A 19,102-nucleotide genomic window follows, 5' to 3' on the forward strand; every position below is an offset into this window, starting at 1 on the left:
CCTCCGCCGCCGCTGTCACGAGGGAACTCAGGCCTGCCCGCTCCTCCGACAACGGCGGCGACAACCGCTTCCGCGGCGCCGCCGGAAGCTCGACGCCGCCCTCGCACCTGCCCGCGGCCGCGACAAGCCGGCCTGCCAGCGCCGATACTGGCGCCCCCTTGCCGCTGGACGCCCCCGCCGATGCCCGAGATCCTGGTCCTCTACTACAGCCGCGGCGGTTCGGTCGCGCGCCTGGCGCGGCAGATCGCGCGCGGCGTCGGCGAGGTCGAGGGCATGCGCGCGCGCCTGCGCACCGTGCCGCCGGTGGCGGTGGTGACCGAGCGCAGCGCCCCGCCGGTTCCGGACGAAGGCGCGCCCTACGTCGACAAGCAGGACCTGGCCGACTGCGCCGGGCTGGCGATCGGCAGCCCGACCCGCTTCGGCAACATGGCCGCGCCGATGAAGTTCTTCTTCGATTCGCTGGGCGCCGAATGGGCCAGCGGCACGCTGGTGGGCAAGCCGGCGGCGGTGTTCACCTCCACCGCGAGCCTGCATGGCGGCCAGGAAGCGACGCTGCTGAGCATGCAGCTTCCGCTGCTGCACCACGGCTGCCTGATCGCCGGCATTCCGTTCACCGAGCCGCAGCTGAGCACCACGCGCACCGGCGGCACGCCTTACGGCGCCAGCCATGTGGCCGGCGGCGAGGACGATCCGCAGCCCAGCGAGGAAGAGGCCGCGCTGGCGCGTGCGCTGGGCCGGCGCCTGGCCGACATCGCGCGTCGGCTGCAGGCCACGGCATGAGCGGCATGCGCACCCCGCGTCCGCTGCTGGCGCTGATGCTGCTGGCGCTGTCGGCGCTGTTCGGCTGGTGGTTCCGCGACGACCGCCATGTGCTGGCCACGCTGCTGGTGTTCACCGCGCCACCGCTGGTGCTGGCCATCGGCGCCCGCCTGGGCTCGCGGCTGGCGGTGTTCTGGTCGGGGGTGCTGGCGCTGGGCTGGTTCAGCCACGGCGTGATGACGGCCTGGTCGCATCCGGAGGTGCGGCTGTACGGCTGGATCGAACTGTTGCTGGCCCTGGCCATCGTGCTGGCTTCCAGCTGGCCCGGCCTGCGCGCGCGGCTTGCCCGCAAGCCGAAGACCGGCGGCGACCCACGTTAAAATCGCCTCCATCGCTCTCTGCCTGGACCACGCCGTGAATGCTCTTTCCTCGCCCATGGACGATCTGCTGGTCGTCACCACCGGCGGCACCATCGACAAGATCTATTTCGACGACAAGTCCGACTACCAGGTCGGCGAGCCGCAGATCGGTCGCATCCTCAAGGAGCTGGGCGTGGCGTTCCGCTTCACGGTGATCCCGATCATCCGCAAGGATTCGCTGCACATCACCGACGCCGACCGCGAGCTGCTGCGCGCCACCATCGCCGCGCAGTCCGCGCGCCATGTGCTGATCACCCATGGCACCGACTCGATGGTGCAGACCGCGCAGGCGCTGGCCTCGCTGGAGGACCGCGTGATCGTGCTCACCGGTGCGCTCAACCCGGCCGGCTTCCGCGGCTCGGACGCCGAGTTCAACATCGGCTGCGCGGTCGGCGCGGTGCAGTCGGCGCCCGAAGGCGTGTGGATCGCCATGAACGGCCGCATCTGGAACCCGCGCCATGTGCGCAAGAACGTGGCCGCCAACCGCTTCGAATCGGCCTGAGACACAGGCGGCTAACGGAATTTCCCAGCGGAATTCCGGAAAGAGGTCTGGTCCTGATCGAGTGAGCTGCGGCCTGAGCGATCGGCTTCGGAAGGGCAGCGATTCGGCGTAAAGGGTCGCTTTTCCCTCGGTGAGGGCATCCTGCCCTGGCCCAAGGCGCGGCCCTTCCTGCCGGCCTGCTGCCTCGCGCGTCATGTTTTGAGGCTTCTGCTCGAAAGAAGCCCTGATCACAATTCCGCTAAGAATAAAAAAACCTGCCGGGCATCCCTGCGCCGGCGGGTCGTTCGTTGCGCGCGTCCTTACGGCGCAGGGCGGGCGTCCTTTACCCCGCGCAATCCTTGCGCGACCCTGCGAACCTGGTGACGGATTACGGGGTGTAAGTCCCGGTCAGCTTCACGCCCGAATAGGTCGAGTAGGCCTTGACCCGCACGTAGTAGGTGCCGGTCTGCGGCGTGGCGAAGCTGCAGGTCTCCGAATTGCCCGACTTGTACGGCCGGCAGGCGTAGGTCGAATCGGTCGGGGCGCTGCCGAAGCGCACGTACAGGTCCGCATCGCCGGTGCCGCCGCTGATGGCGAAGCTGAGGTTGGTGGCGCCGGCCGGCACGTTGAGCGTGTAGTTCACCGAATTGCCGGTGCTGGCCGCCAGGCCGGTCACCGCCACGCCGTTGGTGAGCGTCGAACCGCCGCCACCGCCCGTGCTGCCACCGGCCTTGGCCGCGTCCACCGCCGCGCGCGCCTGCAGGATGCCGGTACCGATCGACTGCGAGGGCGTGGACGGGAAAGCCCGCGCCGTGTTCTTGAGGATCGTCTCCACCTGCGCCGGGGTCAGCGCCGGGTTGGCCACCGACTGCATCAGCGCCACCACGGCCGCCACGTGCGGGGTGGCCATCGAGGTGCCGCTATAGGAGGCGTAGGTCTCCGAACCCGGCGAGGTGGTGCCGGAGTTGAGCGTGGAGAGGATGCCCGAGCCCGGCGCGGCGATGTCCACCAGCGAGCCGTAGTTGGAATAGCTGGCCCGCGCCCCGGTGCTGGTGGTCGCGCCGACGGCGATGACGTTGTTGCAGTTGGCCGGGCTGGCGTTGGAGACGTTGGTGTTGTCGTTGCCGGCGGCGATCACCAGCGTGGTGCCGCGCGAGACCGCGCCGTTGATCGCGCTCTGCGTGGTCGTGCCGCAGGCGCCGCTGCCGCCCAGGCTGAGGTTGATCACCTCGGCCGGGTTCTGGTTGGCGGGCACGCCGCTGACCGTGCCGCCGGAGGCCCAGACGATCGCGTCTGCGATGTCCGAATCGAAGCCGCCGCACTTGCCCAGCACGCGCACCGGCACGACCTTGGCGCCGTAGGCGATGCCGGCCACGCCCTTGCTGTTGTTGGTGACCGCGGCGATGGTGCCGGCCACGTGGGTACCGTGCCAGCTGCTGTTCTGCGCCGACTGCGGGACCGGGCGGCCCGACGAATCGGTGCCGCACTCACCGGCGGCCATCCAGTCGCCAGGATCGCTGGGATCCGAATCGCGGCCGTTGCCGTCGTTGCCGATGGTCGTGCCACCCGGCAGGGTATAGGCGGTGATGAAGTCGTAGCCCGGCAGGATGTTGGCGCTGAGATCCGAGTGCGAGGTGATGCCCGTATCCAGCACCGCCACGACCGCGCCTGCGCCGTTGGTCACGTCCCAGGCGGTGGTGGCGTACATGCCGCCGGTACCGGTGCCCAGGTCCCACTGTTCGCTGAAACGGGTGTCGTTGGGCGTCAGCGTGGGGCGGTTGAGCTTGTCCACTTCCACGTAATCCACGTCGGGATCCGCGGCCAGCTGGCGCATCAGCGTCTCCGCGTCCGCGCGGTCCAGCTTGCGGCTGGCCACCAGGACGTCGGAGCCCACCGCGGTGCGGCGCAGGTGCCGCAGACCCAGGGCGGCCGCTCCCTGCGCCGAGGGCACGGCGCGCGCGACGCTGCTCAGGGACTGGGTCAGCGACGTATCGCTGGTCGCCTTGGTGCTGCCGTCGCGGTACTTGACGATGAAGCGCTGGAATCCTTGCTGCTCGGTCGACTGCAGGCCGCTGAGGTTGACCCGGCCCTGGGCCATGGCCGGGGTGATGGCCATCGCGGACAGCGCGATGGCGGTGGCGGCGGTCAAGGCACGCAGCTGCAGACGACGCTTGAACGGAACATCGGACATCGTGAATTCCTTTTTCGCTTGGGATGACCGCGCCTCGGCGCGGGGAAGAACCGGCGATGACCCACGGCCACATCATCGGGGGCTGTTGGGGCGGACTGCGGCGTGCGTGATCTCCGGAAACCGGTCGCCTCGGCGGCGAACCTGACCGAAACCTAACCGAGCCGGATGTGACGCGAGATGGCGTCAGCGTCGTTCTGTGACCGATTGCGTCATGAAAAAAACTCATTTAGCGCCCTGGCGAAACCATCAGGATGCGATCGGTTGCCTTCGAAACCTGTCCTGTACTGTCCCTTCATGGTCATAACGGGTCATCCAGGTCGCCATCCGGGACACCGGATGACCACAAACGACAACGCCCGGCGCGGGGCCGGGCGTTCGGTGTCGCTTGGTGCGACGGGACGAGGCGGCGCGCGCTCAGCCGTCCAGGCGCACCAGCCAGCCGTGGCGGTCGGGCAGACGGCCGTACTGGATGTCGGTCAGCTCCTTGCGCAGCGACATGGTGACCTCGCCGGCCGGCGCGTCGGGGCTGCCGACCGCGAAACCCTCGCCCTTCAGCTCGCCGATCGGGGTGACCACCGCGGCGGTGCCGCAGGCGAAGACCTCGGAGATCGTGCCGTCGGCCACCCCCTGCTTCCATTCGTCGATGGAGACCTTGCGCTCCTCGACCTGCAGGCCGCGGTCGCGCGCCAGCTGCAGGATGGATTCGCGGGTGATGCCTTCCAGGATGCTGCCGGACAGCGCCGGGGTGACCAGGCGTCCGTCGCTGAACACCAGGAACACGTTCATGCCGCCGAGTTCCTCGACGTACTTGCCCTCGACCGGGTCCAGGAACAGCACCTGCGAGCAGCCCTGCGCCTGGGCGATGGTCTGCGGCAGCAGCGAAGCGGCGTAGTTGCCGCCGCACTTGGCCGCGCCGGTGCCGCCCTTGCCGGCGCGCGCGTAGTCGGTGGACAGCCAGATCGACACCGGCGCCACGCCCTTGGTGAAGTACGGGCCGGCCGGGCTGGCGATGACGTAATAGGACGCCTTCTGCGCCGCGCGCACGCCCAGGAAGGCCTCGTCGGCGATCATGAAGGGGCGAAAGTACAGGCTGGTCTCCGGCGCCGAGGGCACCCAGGCGCCGTCGACGGCGATCAGCTGGCGCAGCGACTCGACGAACAGCTCCACCGGCAGCTCCGGCAGCGCCAGACGCTTGGCCGAGCGCTGCAGGCGCGCGCCGTTGGCCTGCGGGCGGAAGGTCCAGATCGAGCCATCGGCGTGGCGATAGGCCTTGATGCCCTCGAAGATCTCCTGGCCGTAGTGCAGCACCGAGGCGGCCGGATCCAGCGACAGCGGGCCGTAGGGCTGCACGCGGGCGTCGTGCCAGCCGTCGGCGCGCGTCCAGCGGATGGCGACCATGTGGTCGGTGAAGTGGTTGCCGAAGCCCGGTGCGGCGAGGATCGCCTGGCGATCGGCATCGCTGAGCGCGGCGGCGGAGGGCTGGACGGTGAAAGCCTGGGACGAAGACATGGACCGCGACCTTGCTGGAGGACAAAACCCGGCAAGGATAGCGCCGCGCGCGCGGCGATTCACCCGACGCGACCACACGCAACCAATGCGCCGGCCCCGGCACGGCGCCTTACAGCATGCCGGTTTCCAGGCGCGCGGCCTCGGACATCATCGTGCGGTTCCACGGCGGGTCGAACACCAGCTCGACATCGGCCTCGGTGATGGTGGGGATCATCTCCAGCTTGCTGCGGACATCGTCGACCAGGATCTCGCCCATGCCGCAGCCGGGCGCGGTCAGGGTCATCTTGACGCCCACCTCGCGCTGCCCGCCTTCGCGATGGCGCAGGTCGACCTCGTAGACCAGACCCAGATCGACGATGTTGAACGGGATCTCCGGATCGAAGCAGGTGCGCAGCTGGCGCCAGACCAGCTGCTCGACCTGCTCGTCGCTGGCGTTTTCGTCCAGTTCCAGCGGCTCGGGCGGCTCCTTGCCCAGTGCATCGGCGTCCTTGCCCGCGATGCGGAACAGGTTGCCTTCGACGAAGACGGTGTAGCTGCCGCCCAGGGCCTGGGTGATGTACCCGTAGGTGCCGGCCGGCAGCGTCACCGACTCGCCCGCGGGCACCATGACGGCGGCGCAATCGCGCTCGAACTGGACCGGTTCGCTGCTGCTGGAATACATGCGGGGAAGATGGGGACGCGAGGCGGCAAGGCAAGCGCGCATTCTACCCGGCGCTTGGCCCGGCCACGGCGCCCCGGCATGCGCCACAGCGTTGCGGACCAGTCGCGCCGGCCGGGACGGGTATCCTTGTCCGATTGCCCTGCGCACCGCTGCCGATGCCCGCCCCGTCCGTCCGTTTCCCTCCGTTGACCGCCCTGCTCGTCTTCGCGCTGCTGGCCCTGCTGCAATCGCTGATGTGGATTGGCCAGGCCGCCTGGCTGGACCGCCAGTGCGGCTGGATGGCGCTGCTGCCGGCGCTGACCGCGGCCTGGGTGCTGCGCGCCGGTGGCATGGCACCGGGCTGGACGCGCGGGCTGTGGGCAGGCCTGCTGACCCTGCTGACCATGGCCTGGGCCAACTGGGGCATCGTGGTGCTGCAGGTAGGCGTGATGATGGGCGTGACGCCGCAGGAATCGGCCGGCAAGCTCGGCGCGCACCTGGCCTGGACCCTGATCACGCTGGCCACCACGCCGCTGGACTGGGCGCTGATGGCGCTGGCGGTGATCGTGGCCGTGGTGCTGGCGCGCTAGGCCGGGCAGGCCGCATGCGCTGGCGGCTCAGTGGCCGCCGTCGAGCGCCTTGAGTTCGCTCACCAGCGAGCTGGCCATCTCAGCGCCGTCGCCGTAGAGCATGCGCGTGTTGTCGGCGTAGAACAGCGCGTTCTCGATGCCGGCGAAGCCGGTGCCCTTGCCGCGCTTGATCACGATGACGTTCCGGGACTCGACCACGTCCAGGATCGGCATGCCGTAGATCGGGCTGGCCGGATCGGTCTTGGCGACCGGATTGACCACATCGTTGGCCCCGATCACCAGCGACACGTCGGTATTGGGAAACTCGGGGTTGATGTCGTCCATGTCGGCGATCAGGTCGTAGGGCACGCCTGCCTCGGCCAGCAGCACGTTCATGTGCCCGGGCATGCGCCCGGCGACCGGATGGATGGCGAACTTCACCTTCACCCCGCGCGCGATCAGGCGCTGGGCCAGTTCCCAGATCTTGTGCTGGGCCTGGGCCACGGCCATGCCGTAGCCGGGCACGATCACCACGCGCTCGGCGTAGGCCATCATCGCCGCCACGTCGCCGGCCTCGATCGGCTTCTGCGTGCCGCTGATCTCGGCCGCCGCACCGCCCCCGCCGAAGTTGGAGAACAGCACGCCGCTGACCGGGCGGTTCATCGCCTTGGCCATCAGCCGGGTGAGCAGGATGCCGGCCGCGCCGACCATCATGCCGGCGATGATCAGCGCCTCGTTGCCGAGCACATAGCCCTCGAAGGACACCGCCAGGCCGGTGAACGCGTTGTACAGCGAGATCACCACCGGCATGTCCGCCCCGCCGATGGGCAGGGTCATCAGCACGCCCAGCGCCAGCGCGGCCACGAAGAAGGCCACGATCGCCAGCGGCGACAGCGACACCGCCGCCCACACGCCCAGCGCGACCACGGCCAGCGCCACGCCCAGGTTGAACAGCTGCTGGCCCGGAAAGGTCACGCGCCGGTCCAGGCGCCCGTCCAGCTTGGCCCAGGCGATCACCGAGCCGGTCAGCGACACCGCGCCGATGGCCGAGCCGATCACCGCCAGCGCCAGCGTGGTCGCCCCGGGCGCCCGGGCGGCGAGCTGGGCCACGGCGGCCTCGCTCCAGTTGGACGTGTCGCGATGGACGATGAAGGCGTAGCGCAGCAGCTCGACCGCGCCGATGGCCGCGGCCGAGCCGCCGCCCATGCCGTTGTACAGCGCCACCATCTGCGGCATGTCGGTGATGGCCACCTTCCTGGCCGAGACCCAGGCCGCGCCGACGCCGATCGCCATCGCCAGCACGATCAGCGCGAGGTTGTGCAGGCCTGGCAGGAAGAACGTGGCGGCGGTGGCCAGCAGCATGCCCGCGCCGGCCCAGCGGATGCCGCTGCGCGCGGTCACCGGCGAGGCCATGCGCTGCAGGCCCAGCAGGAACAGCGTGGCCGCCACCAGGTAGCTGGCGCTGACCAGCCAGTCCAGCAGCTGCATGGTGGTCGGGCTCACGGCGCGTCCCCGGGCTTGCGGCTGGGCTTGAACATGTCCAGCATCCGCTCGGTCACCACGTAGCCGCCGGCGGCGTTGCCAGCGCCCAGCAGCACCGCGACGAAGCCCAGCGCCTTCTCCAGCGTGGTATCGGCATGGCCCAGCACCACCATCGCGCCGATCAGCACGATGCCGTGGATGAAGTTGGAACCGGACATCAGCGGCGTGTGCAGGATCACCGGCACGCGCGAGATGATGACGTGGCCGGCGATGGCCGCCAGCATGAAGATGTACAGCGCAACGAAGCCGTCGATCATGGAACCGCGCTCCTTCCGGACAGGCCCGGCAACGACCGGGGCGGGCGCATCATAACCGCGACCTGACCGGGGCCGCCGCGCCCGTCAACCGCACCACGCGGCGCGCGTTTGCTCCGGTAACCGTGCTGCGTTGGCTATCCTCGTGCTGGTGAGTCCCCTGCTCCCCGATCCACCCGACGTCCAATCGCCCGCGCCCGCCGAGCCCCCGGCGTCGCTGGAGGCGTTCCTGGGCGGCATCTCCACCCGCGCCTTCCGCTTCGCCGAAGCGGGCCTGCGCAGCCGCGAGGACGCGCTGGACGCGGTGCAGGATGCGATGATCAAGATGCTGACCTATGCCGACAGACCCGCCGCCGAGTGGACGCCGCTGTTCTGGAGCATCCTGCGCAGGCGCATCATCGACCTGCAGCGGCGCGGCCGCTTCCGCCTGCGCTGGATGGTGCCGGCCAGCGAGCGCAGCGAGGAGTCGTTCATCGACTGGGCCGATCCGCACGCCGGCCCGGCCGACGCGCACGACCAGCGCGAAGGCTATGCGCGCCTGGTCCAGGCCCTGCGCGGCCTGCCGGCCAGGCAGCGCGAGGCCTTCACCCTGCGCGTGCTGGAGGAGCTGGACGTGGCCCAGACCGCGCGCGCGATGGGCTGCTCGGAAGGCTCGGTCAAGACCCACCTGTCGCGCGCGCGCGACGCGTTGCAGAAACAGCTGGAGGAGTTCCGATGAACGCCCCGTCCGACTTCGACCGCCGCATGCGCCAACGCCATGCCGCCGCGCTGCAGGCGCTGTCGCCGCAGACGCTGGCGCGGCTGCGCGATGCGCGCCATGGCGCGGCCCGCGCGCACCGGCCACGCGGCTATGCGTGGCTGGGCGCCAGCGCGCTGGCCGCGGTCCTGGCGGTGGTCGCCGCCGCGCGGCTGATGCCGCCCTCGTCCCAGACCGCATCGTCCGGCGCCACCCAGGTGCTGGCGGTGCAGGCCACACTCCCCTCCGATGCCACCGACACCCAGCTCAGCACCGCCGATGTGCTGGACCAGAACCCGGACCTGTACGTCTGGCTAGGGGCCTCGGACACCACGATGGAATGACGCCATGCGCCGTTTTGCCTCCCCGATCCTGCTGTTGCTGCTCGCCGTCTGCTCCACCACGGCCGCGGCGCAGGACCGTCGCCCGCCGCCACCGCCTCCGCACGACCACGGTCCGCAGCAGGACTGGCCCGCCTGGGACCAGCTCACCGCGCAGCAGCGCGACGTGCTGGTGTCGCAGCTGCGCGATCGCTGGAACGACGACCCGGCTCGGCGCGGCCGGATGATGGACCACGCCCAGCGCTGGCAGCGCATGAGCCCGCAGCAGCGCGACCAGGCCAAGCGCGGCATGGAACGCTACGAGCGCATGAGCCCGGAGCAGCGCGACCAGGCCCGCGCCCTGTTCGACCACATGCGCACCCTGCCCCCGGCCCAGCGCAAGCAGCTGCGCGACCAGTGGGACGCCATGACCCCGCAGCAGCGACAGGACTGGGTCCGCGCCCACCCGCCACTGCCGGAAGACGATCCGGATTGACGGTGTGCGCCGTTCTGGCGGGCGCGTTGGCCCGTTGCTGCGGTGGATTTCCGGGTCAAGCCTCATCGCCGGCATGCCGGCTCCCACAGCCGAACTGCCGCAGGCGCTTGCGGATCACGTGGCCGCTGCTCCTGTGGGAGACGCCTTCTGGCATTTGGGCCAACGGCGGCGAGGGTTTGACTGAAAAGCGCTGAAGCGGCCTTGCCTGCCCTGTGTCGCCCGGTCCCGCGCTCGCTTTCAGGCCGTCACGGCCTCCGCCTGCCACCGGGTCTTGGCCAGCAGCTCGTCGTCCCAGTCGAACGACAGGGCATCGCCCTTCAGAAACAGCGCCACGAAGTTGTAGACGTTGCGCGCGTACATCTCGCTGGCGTGCACGGCGCCCAGGCTGGCCAGGTTGAGCGGCCCGGCGATGGTCACCCCGCCTTCGGTGGTCACGGTCTGGCCGGGCTGGGTCAGTTCGCAGTTGCCGCCGGTCTCGGCGGCGAGATCGACGATCACGCTGCCCGGTCGCATGCCCGCCACCATCGCGGCGCTGACGATCGTCGGCGCCGGGCGCCCTGGCACCGCGGCGGTGCAGACCAGGGTGTCCACGCCCTTGAGATGCTCGGCCAGGCGGCGCTGCTGTTCGGCGCGCTCCTCATCGGTGAGCTGGCGCGCATAGCCGCCCTCGCCGGCGGCGCTCACGCCCAGGTCGAGGAACTTGCCGCCCAGCGATTCGATCTGCTCGCGCGTCTCCGGGCGCACGTCGAAGCCTTCCACCTGGGCGCCCAGCCGGCGCGCGGTGGCGATCGCCTGCAGCCCGGCCACGCCGGCGCCGACGATCAGCACCTTCGAGGGCCGGATGGTGCCGGCCGCGGTGGTCAGCATCGGGAAGAAGCGCGGCGTCAGTTCGGCCGCGATCAGCACCGCCTTGTAGCCGGCCATGCCGGCCTGCGAGCTCAGCACGTCCATGGCCTGGGCGCGCGTGGTCCGCGGCAGCCGCTCCAAGGGGAAGGCCACCACGCCTGCGCGCTGCAGGGCCTGGGCGCGGTCCGGATCGGCCTGCGGATGCAGGATGCCCACCAGCACGGTGCCGGCCGGCCAGGCGGCGATGGCCTGCGCCGAGGGGCACTGCACGCACAGCACCAGCCCGCCGGTGGGCGGCGTTGCGGCATCCACGACGGTCGCGCCGGCCTCGCGATAGGCCTGGTCGGAGAACCCGGCCGCGGCCCCGGCGCCGGACTCGACCTGCACCGCCGCACCGGCGGCCACGAGCTTCTTCACGGTCTCCGGGACGGCGGCCACGCGCCGTTCGCCCGCTGCCGTTTCCCGCACCACCCGCACCTCGACCGTCATCCCGGTTGCGCCTGCCATCGAAGGAGCCGCGATGCTAGCAAAGCGTCGCGCGGCTGGTGGCCAGGCCTCAACTCTGGCCGGGCTGGCGCAGCACCTCGTCCAGGCGGTCGATCACGCCCTGCATGGCGCTGTCGAAGGCGTCCTCGTGCCGGTGCCGGCGCAGGCGGCCCAGCCGCACCATCACCGCCAGTTCCTCGGGCGAGGCCACGCAGAAGCGCACGCCACGGCGGTTGACGAACAGCAGCCGCGCCGAGATCGGGCTGACCCAGGACAGCTTGCCGGCCTGGACCTTGTTGTCCTTGTCGATGAAGTCCAGCCAGGTGCCGATCGGCAGCCCCCGGAAATGCTCGGCGTCGGCGCTGTCGAACTCCAGCGCGTCGGTGCCGCCGACCAGGGCCAGGCTGGGCGACTGCGCGGCGGCGGCCTGCGCGGCCGGCTCGGCCACCGGCGGCAGGTCGGGCAGCGCGCGCTCCAGGTCCGGGCGCGAGACCGACACCGCCTGCAGCGTGTCGTGCAGCGCATCGATCGCCGCACCGGCGGCCTCGCCGCCCATGCCCACGCTGCTGAACACCTTGATCAGTCCGTGCCGCCATTCGGACAGCCACGGCTTGCCGACCACCTGCGCCTGCGCCTCGGCCAACTCGTGCAGCACGCCATCGGCCAGGGCCAGCGCGCTGGCCGCCATCTGGCTGTCCTCGCCCTCGCGCAGCAGCGCCATGGTCAGATGGTGCGCCCAGGGCTGGCGCAGGAAGTCCTCGATGGCCTGCGGCACGCGCCGGCCTTCCAGGCGCTTGCCCAGCTCGACCGCCGCGCGCGCCCGCGCCGCCTCCAGCCGCTCCTGGCCGCGCTGCAGCTCGGTCGCGCGGCGTTCGGCGATCTCGATGCGGCGCTTGTGCTGGCCGAGGAAGTCGCGGAACTCCTCCTCGAGGGTCTGGAAGATCGCCAGGTTCTCGTTGAACTCGGTCACCAGCCGGTCGACCACTTCCTCGACCTTGGCCAGCAGCGTGCGGTCGGCCTGCGACTCGCCGGTGTTGCCCTCGCAGGCCTCGGCCAGCACGTTGAGCAGCCGCCGCGCCGGATGGGTCTTCTGCACGAACATGCGCCGGTCCAGCAGGGCGACCTTGACGAAGGGCACCACCAGCTTGCCCATCAGCTCGCGCGAATGGGTTTCCAGGTCGCGCTCGTCGAGCATCACGTCGAACAGCATGCCGACCAGGTCGATCGCGTCCTCGTCCACCGGCGACAGGCGGGTGGCGCCCGGCTCCATGCCCAGGCGCGAGGCGTTCTCGATGACCTCGTTCTTCAGGCGCTGGGCCAGCGATTCATTGCTGCTGCCCGTCGCCACGTGCTGCAGCGTGTCGCTGGGCGTGGACTGCAGCATGGACAGCACCGAGAGCATCTCGCGCTTGGACAGTGAACGGCTGTCCACCCCCTCCACGCCGGGGCCGCGCCCCTCGCCCGGCGCGGCATCGCCGACACGCTGGCTGCGCGATTCCTGCAACAGGTGGTGCAGGGCCTCCAGCAGGACGCCCTGCGCGCCCGGCGCCAGCGGCGCCTGAGCGCCCGTCCAGGCGCCGTAGCCCTCGTTGCCGCCGCCCTCGCCGGACCAGCGCTGCGGCGATCCCATGCGTTCGCTGAAGCGCGCCATCCAGGCCGGCAGCGCGTCGTCGTCGTTGACCGCAGTCTGGCCCTCGGCGTCGGCCTGACGCAGCTCCACCGATTCCAGGCCCGGGATCGCCGGCGGGGGCGATGGCGGGCGCGGCGTCGGCCTGCGTGCCGCCCCGGGCTGCTCGGTGGCCACCCCGGCCTGGGCCAGCAGCAGATCCAGCGTGTCGTAGATGCGGCCCAGCTGCGGGACCAGTTCGCGCTCGCCCAGCTTGAGCACGGTCAGGCGCACCTCCAGGGCGAAATCGCAGGGCGCGAACGCCTCGTGCAGGGCCACGCCGATGTGTTCGGCACCGATCGGGTTGTGCTCGGCGTCCAGCGCCTCGACCCCGGCGATCAGCGCCAGGCGCCGGTCCAGGCGCTGCAGCACCTGGCGGCAGTCGCGACCGACCACGCTGGCCAGGTTGCGCGCGGCCAGACGCGATTCCAGTTCGGTCTCCGACAGCAGGCTCAGGCCGGTGACGTTGGCGTCGGTCAGCGCCGTGTCGACCGACAGCGGCTTGCCCTCCTCCAGCGCGCGCCAGGCCTTTTCCAGGTGATCGCGGAAGCGGGCGACCGAGGGTTCGCGCTGGCGGCGCAGTTCGCGCATACCGTCCAGGAAGGCCATCTGCGCCGGACCGGCGCGCTCGGCGCGGTCGAACAGAGCATCGTCGAACCGCCCCAGCGCGTCGCCGAAGGCCGCGGTCAGGGCAGGCAGCACCGTCCGTCGGGCCTGCTCGAGCAGACGCGGACTGCGTCCCAGGCCGTGCTGGAAATCGGCGTAAGAAGACATACGGGCATCGTGTCCGTGGGGTCAGACTTGGGGGAATGCGGTCCCCGACCGCAGGCTCATCCTAGTGTGAGCCCGAGGCATGAACCGTGACGAAACTCCCACTGCCTTGCCCGCCAAAAACAAAGACTTAGCGTTTCAGCCTTCCAGCTGGTCGATCGCGCCCTGCATGGCGCTGTAGAAGGCGTCCTCGTGCCGGTGCATGCGCACGCGGTCCAGCTGCGCCAGGGCCGACAGTTCGTCGGCAGAGGCCACGCACATGCGGCTGCCGCTGCGGTCCACGAACATCAGCCGCGCCGAGATCGGGCTGATCCAGCTCAGCTTGCCCGCGCGCACGCTGCCGTCGCGCGAGACGAAGTCCAGCCAGGTGCCCATCGGCAGCTGGCGGAAGTAATCGGCAGTGACCTCGTCCACCTCGGTCAGTGCGTGCGGCTCCTCCCAGGCGGCCGGCGCGGGCGCCTCGGGCTGGGCGATGAGCGGCGGGCGTGGCAGGGGCGGCAACTCGGACAGCGTGGCCGCGTCCTGGCGGGCCTGGCCCGAGAGCGCCTCGCGCAGCGCCGCGCGCGCGGCGTCGGCGTCGGCCTGGCTCAGGCCCAGGTTGTCCAGCAGCTTGCTCAGCGCCGGCTGCAGCTGCTCCAGCCAGGGGCGGGCCTGGTCGTGGACGCGGGCCAGGTCCAGTTCCTCCAGCAGCGCGTCGGCCAGCGCCAGCGCCTGGGCCAGGTCGTCCGCGCCGCTCTCTCCGCGCAGTGCGGTCATGGCGACGTAGGGCGACCAGTAGCGGGTCATGAAATCGCCGATCGCCGGCGGCAGCGTGCGCCCCTGCAGGCGCGCGGCGGCGGCGCCGTCGGCGAAGCGGCGCGCCTGCTCGCGGCGCTCCTGGGCGCGATGCAGCTCGGTGGCGCGGCGCTCGGCGATCTCGACCCGGCGCTTGTAGCTGGCGAAGGCGCTGCCGAAGGATTGCAGCCAGCCGGCGAAGACCTCGGTGTGTTCGGCGAAATCGTGCTGGATGGCCTCCACCGTGCGATCGAACTCCACGCGCAGCGCCTTCTCGGCCGCGTCGTCGCCGCTCAGGGACTCGGCCGCATCGGCCAGCAGGTTCAGCAGGCGGCGCGGCGGGTCGTTCTCGCGCAGGAACAGGTCCGGGCTCAGCAGCGCGACCTTGGCGTAGGGCACCAGCAGCAGCTGCATGTCCTGGCGCAGCGCCCCATGCAGGTTGCATTCGTCGAGCATCACCTCGAACAGCATCGCCACCAGGTCCAGCATGTCCTCGTCGACCGGATCCAGGCGCACGCGCGCCGGGTCGATGCCCAGCTTGGCCCCGGTGGTACGGATGTCGTCCTTGAGCTGGTCCTTCAGCCGGCCCGCGCGCGGGCCCGGGGGCGGCTCCTCGGGCATGGACTGCAGCAGCGAGAGCACCGAGAGCAGTTCGCGCTGGGACAGCGCCCGGCGGGGGTCAGGGGCCGCCGCCGGTTGCTCGAACTCGCGCGTGCGCTGCAGCAGGGCATGCAGGTCCGCCGGCAGGATCTCCTGCACGGCGCGGGCGTGCTCGTTGCCGGCCGGGGTGACGCCGACCGTGGCCGGCGGCTGCCACTGCGCGAAGAAGCGCGCGATCCAGTCCGGCGCCTGCTCGCCCTCGACCCCGACGTCGGCGAGCAGCCGCGCGCTGGGGATCCGCCGGCGCGAACGCGGTTGCAGCAGCGCGCGCTCGGAGGCCTGCACCACCTGCATCAGGCGCTGCTCCAGGCCGGTGTACAGCGCACCGAGGCGCGACTGCAGCTCTTCCTCGCAGATGCGGATGATCTCCAGGCGCGCGGCCGGGGCCAGGGTCAGTTCGTCGAAGGCGTCGAACACGCCGGCGCCCAGGTGGTGCGGCCCGAACGGCAGGGTGTCGTCGCTGAGCTTGATGCCGCCGGCGAGCAGGCCGACGTAGCGGTTCACCCGCATCAGCTCGGTCCGCCAGCGCGCGGCGATGGCATCGGCCATGCGCCGGATCGCCAGGCGCACCTCCATGTCCTGGTAGCTGAGCAGGCTCAGGCGCGCGGCGCCGTCGCGTTCCAGGTCGGCCTCGGCCAGCTTGTATTCGACCGACAGCGGCCGGCCCAGTTCGAGCAGCTGCCAGGCGTTGACCAGATGGCTGCGGAAACGCGACAGGCTGTGCTCGCGGCGGCGACGGACTTCCTGCCTGGCCTCGATCAGATCGATCTGCGACTGCCCGCCACTGCCGGCCTGCGCGTCCAGCCGCGCCGGCAGCACGTCCATGACCGACTGGAAAATCTCGCCCAGCGGCACGACGGCCAGCAGCCGCACGTGCTCCAGCAGCGCCGCATTGCGGTCGCGCCTGGTGTCCTGGGTGAAACCGTTCACCATGCCCCGATCCCACGCCCCCCGTCGGTATCAACAAGTCTCTTGAATATCTCCTGGCCGGATGACCACGAGACCAGCGCCGCCTGCGCCGGCCGACCTGTCCCACACTCAAAAACCATGCCAAGCCGCTAAACTTCAGCCTATGCCGACCCCAGAACTGCTGCAAGCGCTCGACCAACGCCGTTCAGTTCCCTCACGGCAACTGCAGGCCCCCGGGCCGGACGCGCCCACCCTGCTCCGCATGCTGGAAAGCGCCAGCCGCGTGCCCGACCACGGCAAGCTGGTGCCATGGCGGTTCATCCGCATCGAGGGCGCGGCGCGCGCGGCGATGAGCGCGCTGCTGGTGTCCCGCACCCGGCAGAAGGATCCGCAGGCCTCCGAGTCGGCGCTGGAGAAGGAGCGCGGGCGGTTTGCTTACGCGCCTGTCATCGTCACCGTGGTGGCCCGGCTGCAGCCCGGCCACAAGGTGCCGCTGGAGGAGCAGTGGCTGACCGCCGGCAGCGTGTGCTTCGCGCTGCTGCAGGCCGCGCAGGCCTACGGCTTCGGCGCGCAATGGCTGACCGGCTGGGCGGCGAGCGATCCGGTGGTCTGCACCGAACTGGGCCTGGGCCCGGACGAGCGTATCGCCGGTTTCATCCACATCGGCACCGCGGCGATCGAGGTGCCCGAGCGCGAGCGCCCCGACGCGGCCGCGCTGCTCACCGACTGGACCGGCGGGCATGCCTAGGCCGCATCCGGCCTGCGTTCGGTCTTGCCGGGTCAGGCCTGGCGGAGCCGATACGTGCTGAAGGACCTGTACCTGGTCGATGCCAGCCTGTACGTGTTCCGGGCCTGGCATTCGATGCCCGACCAGTTCCGCGACGCCGATGGCTGGCCGACCAACGCCGTGCATGGCTTCGCGCGCTTCCTGCTGGAGCTGGGCGAGCGCCAGCGCCCGACGCATATCGCGGTGGCCTTCGACGAGGCGCTGGACAGCTGCTTCCGCCATGGCCTGTATCCGGCCTACAAGGGCAACCGCGAGCCGGCGCCGCCGGAGCTGCGCCGCCAGTTCGCGCACTGCAAGGCGCTGTGCGCGGCGCTGGGCTTCAACGTGCTGGCCCACACCGAGTACGAGGCCGACGACCTGATCGGCAGCGCCCTGCACGCGGCGCGGCCACTGGGCTTCCGCGGGGTGATCGTCTCGGCCGACAAGGACCTCTCGCAGCTGCTGACCGATGGCGACGAGCAGTGGGACTTCGCCCGCGGCGTGCGCTGGAGCGCGGCCGGGGTCAAGGCCCGCCATGGCGTGGAGGCCCACCAGATCGCCGACTACCTGGCGCTGTGCGGCGATGCCATCGACAACATCCCTGGCGTCAGCGGCGTCGGCGCCAAGACCGCGGCGATCCTGCTGGCGCATTTCGGCAGCCTGGACGCGCTGCTGGCGCGCTGCGAGGAGGTCGCCTTCCTGCGTATGCGCGGCGCCGCCCAGATCGCCACGCGCCTGCGCGAGCAGCGCGAACATGCGCTGCTGTGGCGCCAGCTGACCACCATCGCGCTGGATGCACCGCTGGACGGCATCATGCCCGGGTTCGCGCGCGCGCCGGCCGATGGCCAGCTGCTCGATGCGCTGTGCGAGGCGCTGCGCTTTGGTCCCACCCTGCGCCGGCGCCTGCGCGCCGCGTCGGGGCTGGAACAGCCGTGGACGCCACCGCACGATGACGCGCCCCATTTCCCCTCCTACGAGCCGGCCACATGAGTTCCAAGACCGAACCCGCAGAAGTGATGTACGACGGCAAATACCTGCGCCTGCTCCGGCGCGGCACCTGGGAGTACGCCGAGCGCGCCCACGCCGGCGGACTGGCGGCGATCATCATCGCCGTCACGCCGGAGGACAAGATCGTCTTCGTCGAGCAGTTCCGCGTGCCGCTGCAGGCCAGCACCATCGAGATGCCCGCCGGCCTGGTCGGCGACATTCACGCCGGCGAGTCGATCGAGGTCTCGGCCATCCGCGAGCTGGAGGAAGAGACCGGCTGGACCGCCGAGCACGCCGAGGTGCTGCTGATCGGGCCGGTGTCCTCGGGCTCGACCAACGAGCGCATCGCCTTCGTGCTCGCCACCGGCCTGCGCCGCGTCGGCGCCGGCGGCGGCGACGAGGACGAGAACATCACCGTGCATGAGGTTCCGCGCGCCCAGGCGGCGGCCTGGCTGGTAAGCAAGCTCGGCGAGGGTTACGAGCTCGACGCCAAGCTCTGGGCCGGCCTGTGGATGATCGAGCACCACCTGGACGGCACCCCGCGTGGCTGAGCCGACCCTGCTCGGACCGCAGGATCCGCCTCCCTTCACCGTGCTCGGCGAGCACGGCCTCTCGCCCTACCTGCTCATCGCCGACCACGCCGGTCAGGCGGTGCCGGCGGCGCTGGACCACCTGGGCCTGCCGCAGGCCGAGCTGGACCGCCACATCGGCTGGGACATCGGCATCGCCGGCACCACCCGCGCGCTGGCCGCGCTGCTGGACGCCACCGCGATCCTGCAGACCTATTCGCGCCTGGTGATCGACTGCAACCGGCCGCTGGAGGCGACCGGCTCGATCGCCGCGGTCAGCGACGGCACCGACATCGCCGCCAACGTCGCCGCCAATGCGCAGCAGCGCGCGCAGCGGGCCGCGGAGATATTCCAGCCCTACCACGACGCGATCCGCGCCCGGCTCGATGCGCGCGCCGCGCGCGGGCAGCCGACGATCCTGATCGCGATGCACAGCTTCACCCCGGTGTTCGCCGGCATCGTGCGGCCCTGGCACGCCGGCGTGCTGTACCACCGCGATGCGCGCCTGGCCCATGCCCTCAAGCCATTGCTCGAAGCCGAAGGCCTGACCGTCGGCGACAACGAGCCCTACGCGGTCAGCGACGCCACCGATTACGCCATCCCGGTGCACGGCGAGGCGCGCGGACTGGCGCATCTGGAACTGGAGATCCGCCAGGACCTGATCGCTACGCCAGAGGGCCAGCAGGCGTGGGCGCAGCGGCTGGCGCGCCTGTTCACCCGGCTGGCGCCGGATTTCACGCCACGGCCCTGAA

General features: G+C 71.0%; 19 protein-coding genes. 11 read left to right on the top strand and 8 right to left on the bottom strand.

The genetic code is table 11. The annotated features are described in order from the left end of the window. Nucleotides 1–180: 180 nt before the first annotated feature. From wrbA to LAJ50_RS15415, 3 genes are read left to right on the top strand one after another with little or no spacing between them, the layout of a single operon-like run. Complete coding sequence (gene wrbA, locus LAJ50_RS15405) at nt 181–780, top strand: NAD(P)H:quinone oxidoreductase (RefSeq protein WP_130549995.1); 600 nt, start codon at nt 181–183, stop codon at nt 778–780. After that, nucleotides 777–1,139, top strand: coding sequence for a DUF2069 domain-containing protein (locus LAJ50_RS15410; protein WP_171044527.1), 363 nt, complete (start codon nt 777–779; stop codon nt 1,137–1,139). Before wrbA ends, LAJ50_RS15410 begins: the two co-directional genes overlap by 4 nt. 55 nt (nt 1,140–1,194) lie before the next feature. Then, nucleotides 1,195–1,680, top strand: coding sequence for an asparaginase domain-containing protein (locus tag LAJ50_RS15415; protein ID WP_138651343.1), 486 nt, complete (start codon nt 1,195–1,197; stop codon nt 1,678–1,680). Between the two features lie 367 nt (nt 1,681–2,047). Here LAJ50_RS15415 and LAJ50_RS15420 read toward each other — a convergent pair whose 3' ends face one another. From LAJ50_RS15420 to sufT, 3 genes are all read right to left on the bottom strand, one after another. Further along, nucleotides 2,048–3,775 carry a S8 family peptidase gene (locus LAJ50_RS15420; protein ID WP_224096603.1) on the bottom strand — a complete coding sequence of 576 codons (1,728 nt, stop codon included), beginning with the start codon at nt 3,773–3,775 and terminating at the stop codon, nt 2,048–2,050. A 489-nt stretch (nt 3,776–4,264) separates the two neighbouring features. Next, nucleotides 4,265–5,359, bottom strand: a complete 1,095-nt coding sequence (locus tag LAJ50_RS15425) for a branched-chain amino acid aminotransferase (protein ID WP_138651331.1) — start codon at nt 5,357–5,359, stop codon at nt 4,265–4,267. A gap of 109 nt (nt 5,360–5,468) precedes the next feature. Beyond that, entirely contained in the window at nt 5,469–6,020 is a 552-nt protein-coding gene (gene sufT / locus LAJ50_RS15430; RefSeq protein ID WP_138651330.1) for a putative Fe-S cluster assembly protein SufT, read from the bottom strand. 185 nt (nt 6,021–6,205) lie between these two features. Between sufT and LAJ50_RS15435 the strand changes: the two genes are divergently transcribed. Then, on the top strand, nt 6,206–6,589 hold the full coding sequence (locus tag LAJ50_RS15435) for a hypothetical protein (RefSeq protein ID WP_138651329.1): 384 nt from the start codon (nt 6,206–6,208) through the stop codon (nt 6,587–6,589). 27 nt (nt 6,590–6,616) lie between these two features. Here the strand turns inward: LAJ50_RS15435 and LAJ50_RS15440 are convergent, their stop codons facing one another. Together LAJ50_RS15440 and LAJ50_RS15445 are read right to left on the bottom strand one after the other, a co-directional pair. Continuing rightward, nucleotides 6,617–8,071: an NAD(P)(+) transhydrogenase (Re/Si-specific) subunit beta gene (locus tag LAJ50_RS15440; protein ID WP_138651328.1), complete on the bottom strand. Its 1,455-nt coding sequence runs from the start codon at nt 8,069–8,071 to the stop codon at nt 6,617–6,619. Next, nucleotides 8,068–8,367: an NAD(P) transhydrogenase subunit alpha gene (locus tag LAJ50_RS15445; protein ID WP_130515887.1), complete on the bottom strand. Its 300-nt coding sequence runs from the start codon at nt 8,365–8,367 to the stop codon at nt 8,068–8,070. Before LAJ50_RS15445 ends, LAJ50_RS15440 begins: the two co-directional genes overlap by 4 nt. A gap of 142 nt (nt 8,368–8,509) precedes the next feature. On the opposite strand from LAJ50_RS15445, the gene LAJ50_RS15450 reads away from it, so the two are divergent. The 3 genes from LAJ50_RS15450 to LAJ50_RS15460 are packed head-to-tail and all read left to right on the top strand — an operon-like array spanning nt 8,510 to nt 9,916. After that, complete coding sequence (locus LAJ50_RS15450) at nt 8,510–9,082, top strand: RNA polymerase sigma factor (RefSeq protein WP_138651327.1); 573 nt, start codon at nt 8,510–8,512, stop codon at nt 9,080–9,082. After that, the gene (locus tag LAJ50_RS15455) at nt 9,079–9,444 is read left to right on the top strand and encodes a hypothetical protein (RefSeq protein ID WP_130550002.1); all 366 of its coding nucleotides are present in this window, start codon (nt 9,079–9,081) and stop codon (nt 9,442–9,444) included. The genes LAJ50_RS15450 and LAJ50_RS15455 overlap by 4 nt, the downstream gene beginning before the upstream one ends. Before the next feature lie 4 nt (nt 9,445–9,448). After that, entirely contained in the window at nt 9,449–9,916 is a 468-nt protein-coding gene (locus LAJ50_RS15460; RefSeq protein ID WP_138651326.1) for a DUF3106 domain-containing protein, read from the top strand. Between the two features lie 237 nt (nt 9,917–10,153). On the opposite strand, the gene LAJ50_RS15465 is transcribed toward LAJ50_RS15460, so the two are convergent. The 3 genes from LAJ50_RS15465 to LAJ50_RS15475 form a co-directional block, all read right to left on the bottom strand. After that, nucleotides 10,154–11,251, bottom strand: a complete 1,098-nt coding sequence (locus LAJ50_RS15465) for an NAD(P) transhydrogenase subunit alpha (protein ID WP_138651342.1) — start codon at nt 11,249–11,251, stop codon at nt 10,154–10,156. 67 nt (nt 11,252–11,318) lie between these two features. Next, nucleotides 11,319–13,688 (bottom strand): DUF1631 domain-containing protein, encoded by a 2,370-nt coding sequence (locus LAJ50_RS15470; RefSeq protein ID WP_138651325.1) that lies wholly within the window; start codon nt 13,686–13,688, stop codon nt 11,319–11,321. 135 nt (nt 13,689–13,823) lie between these two features. Beyond that, nucleotides 13,824–16,052, bottom strand: a complete 2,229-nt coding sequence (locus LAJ50_RS15475; RefSeq protein WP_138651324.1) for a DUF1631 family protein — start codon at nt 16,050–16,052, stop codon at nt 13,824–13,826. Between the two features lie 139 nt (nt 16,053–16,191). Between LAJ50_RS15475 and LAJ50_RS15480 the strand changes: the two genes are divergently transcribed. From LAJ50_RS15480 to LAJ50_RS15495, 4 genes are all read left to right on the top strand, one after another. Next, on the top strand, nt 16,192–16,776 hold the full coding sequence (locus LAJ50_RS15480) for a nitroreductase (RefSeq protein ID WP_130550006.1): 585 nt from the start codon (nt 16,192–16,194) through the stop codon (nt 16,774–16,776). A 114-nt stretch (nt 16,777–16,890) separates the two neighbouring features. Then, a complete protein-coding gene (locus tag LAJ50_RS15485; RefSeq protein ID WP_235872548.1) occupies nt 16,891–17,784 on the top strand; it encodes a 5'-3' exonuclease H3TH domain-containing protein in 894 nt (297 codons plus the stop codon). Then, nucleotides 17,781–18,332 (top strand): NUDIX hydrolase, encoded by a 552-nt coding sequence (locus LAJ50_RS15490; RefSeq protein ID WP_130550007.1) that lies wholly within the window; start codon nt 17,781–17,783, stop codon nt 18,330–18,332. Before LAJ50_RS15485 ends, LAJ50_RS15490 begins: the two co-directional genes overlap by 4 nt. Then, a complete protein-coding gene (locus tag LAJ50_RS15495) occupies nt 18,325–19,101 on the top strand; it encodes an N-formylglutamate amidohydrolase (protein WP_138651323.1) in 777 nt (258 codons plus the stop codon). The genes LAJ50_RS15490 and LAJ50_RS15495 overlap by 8 nt, the downstream gene beginning before the upstream one ends. The last annotated feature ends 1 nt before the right edge of the window (nt 19,102 follow it).

It is taken from the genome of Pseudoxanthomonas sp. X-1 (assembly GCF_020042665.1).
Taxonomy (GTDB): domain Bacteria; phylum Pseudomonadota; class Gammaproteobacteria; order Xanthomonadales; family Xanthomonadaceae; genus Pseudoxanthomonas_A; species Pseudoxanthomonas_A spadix_A.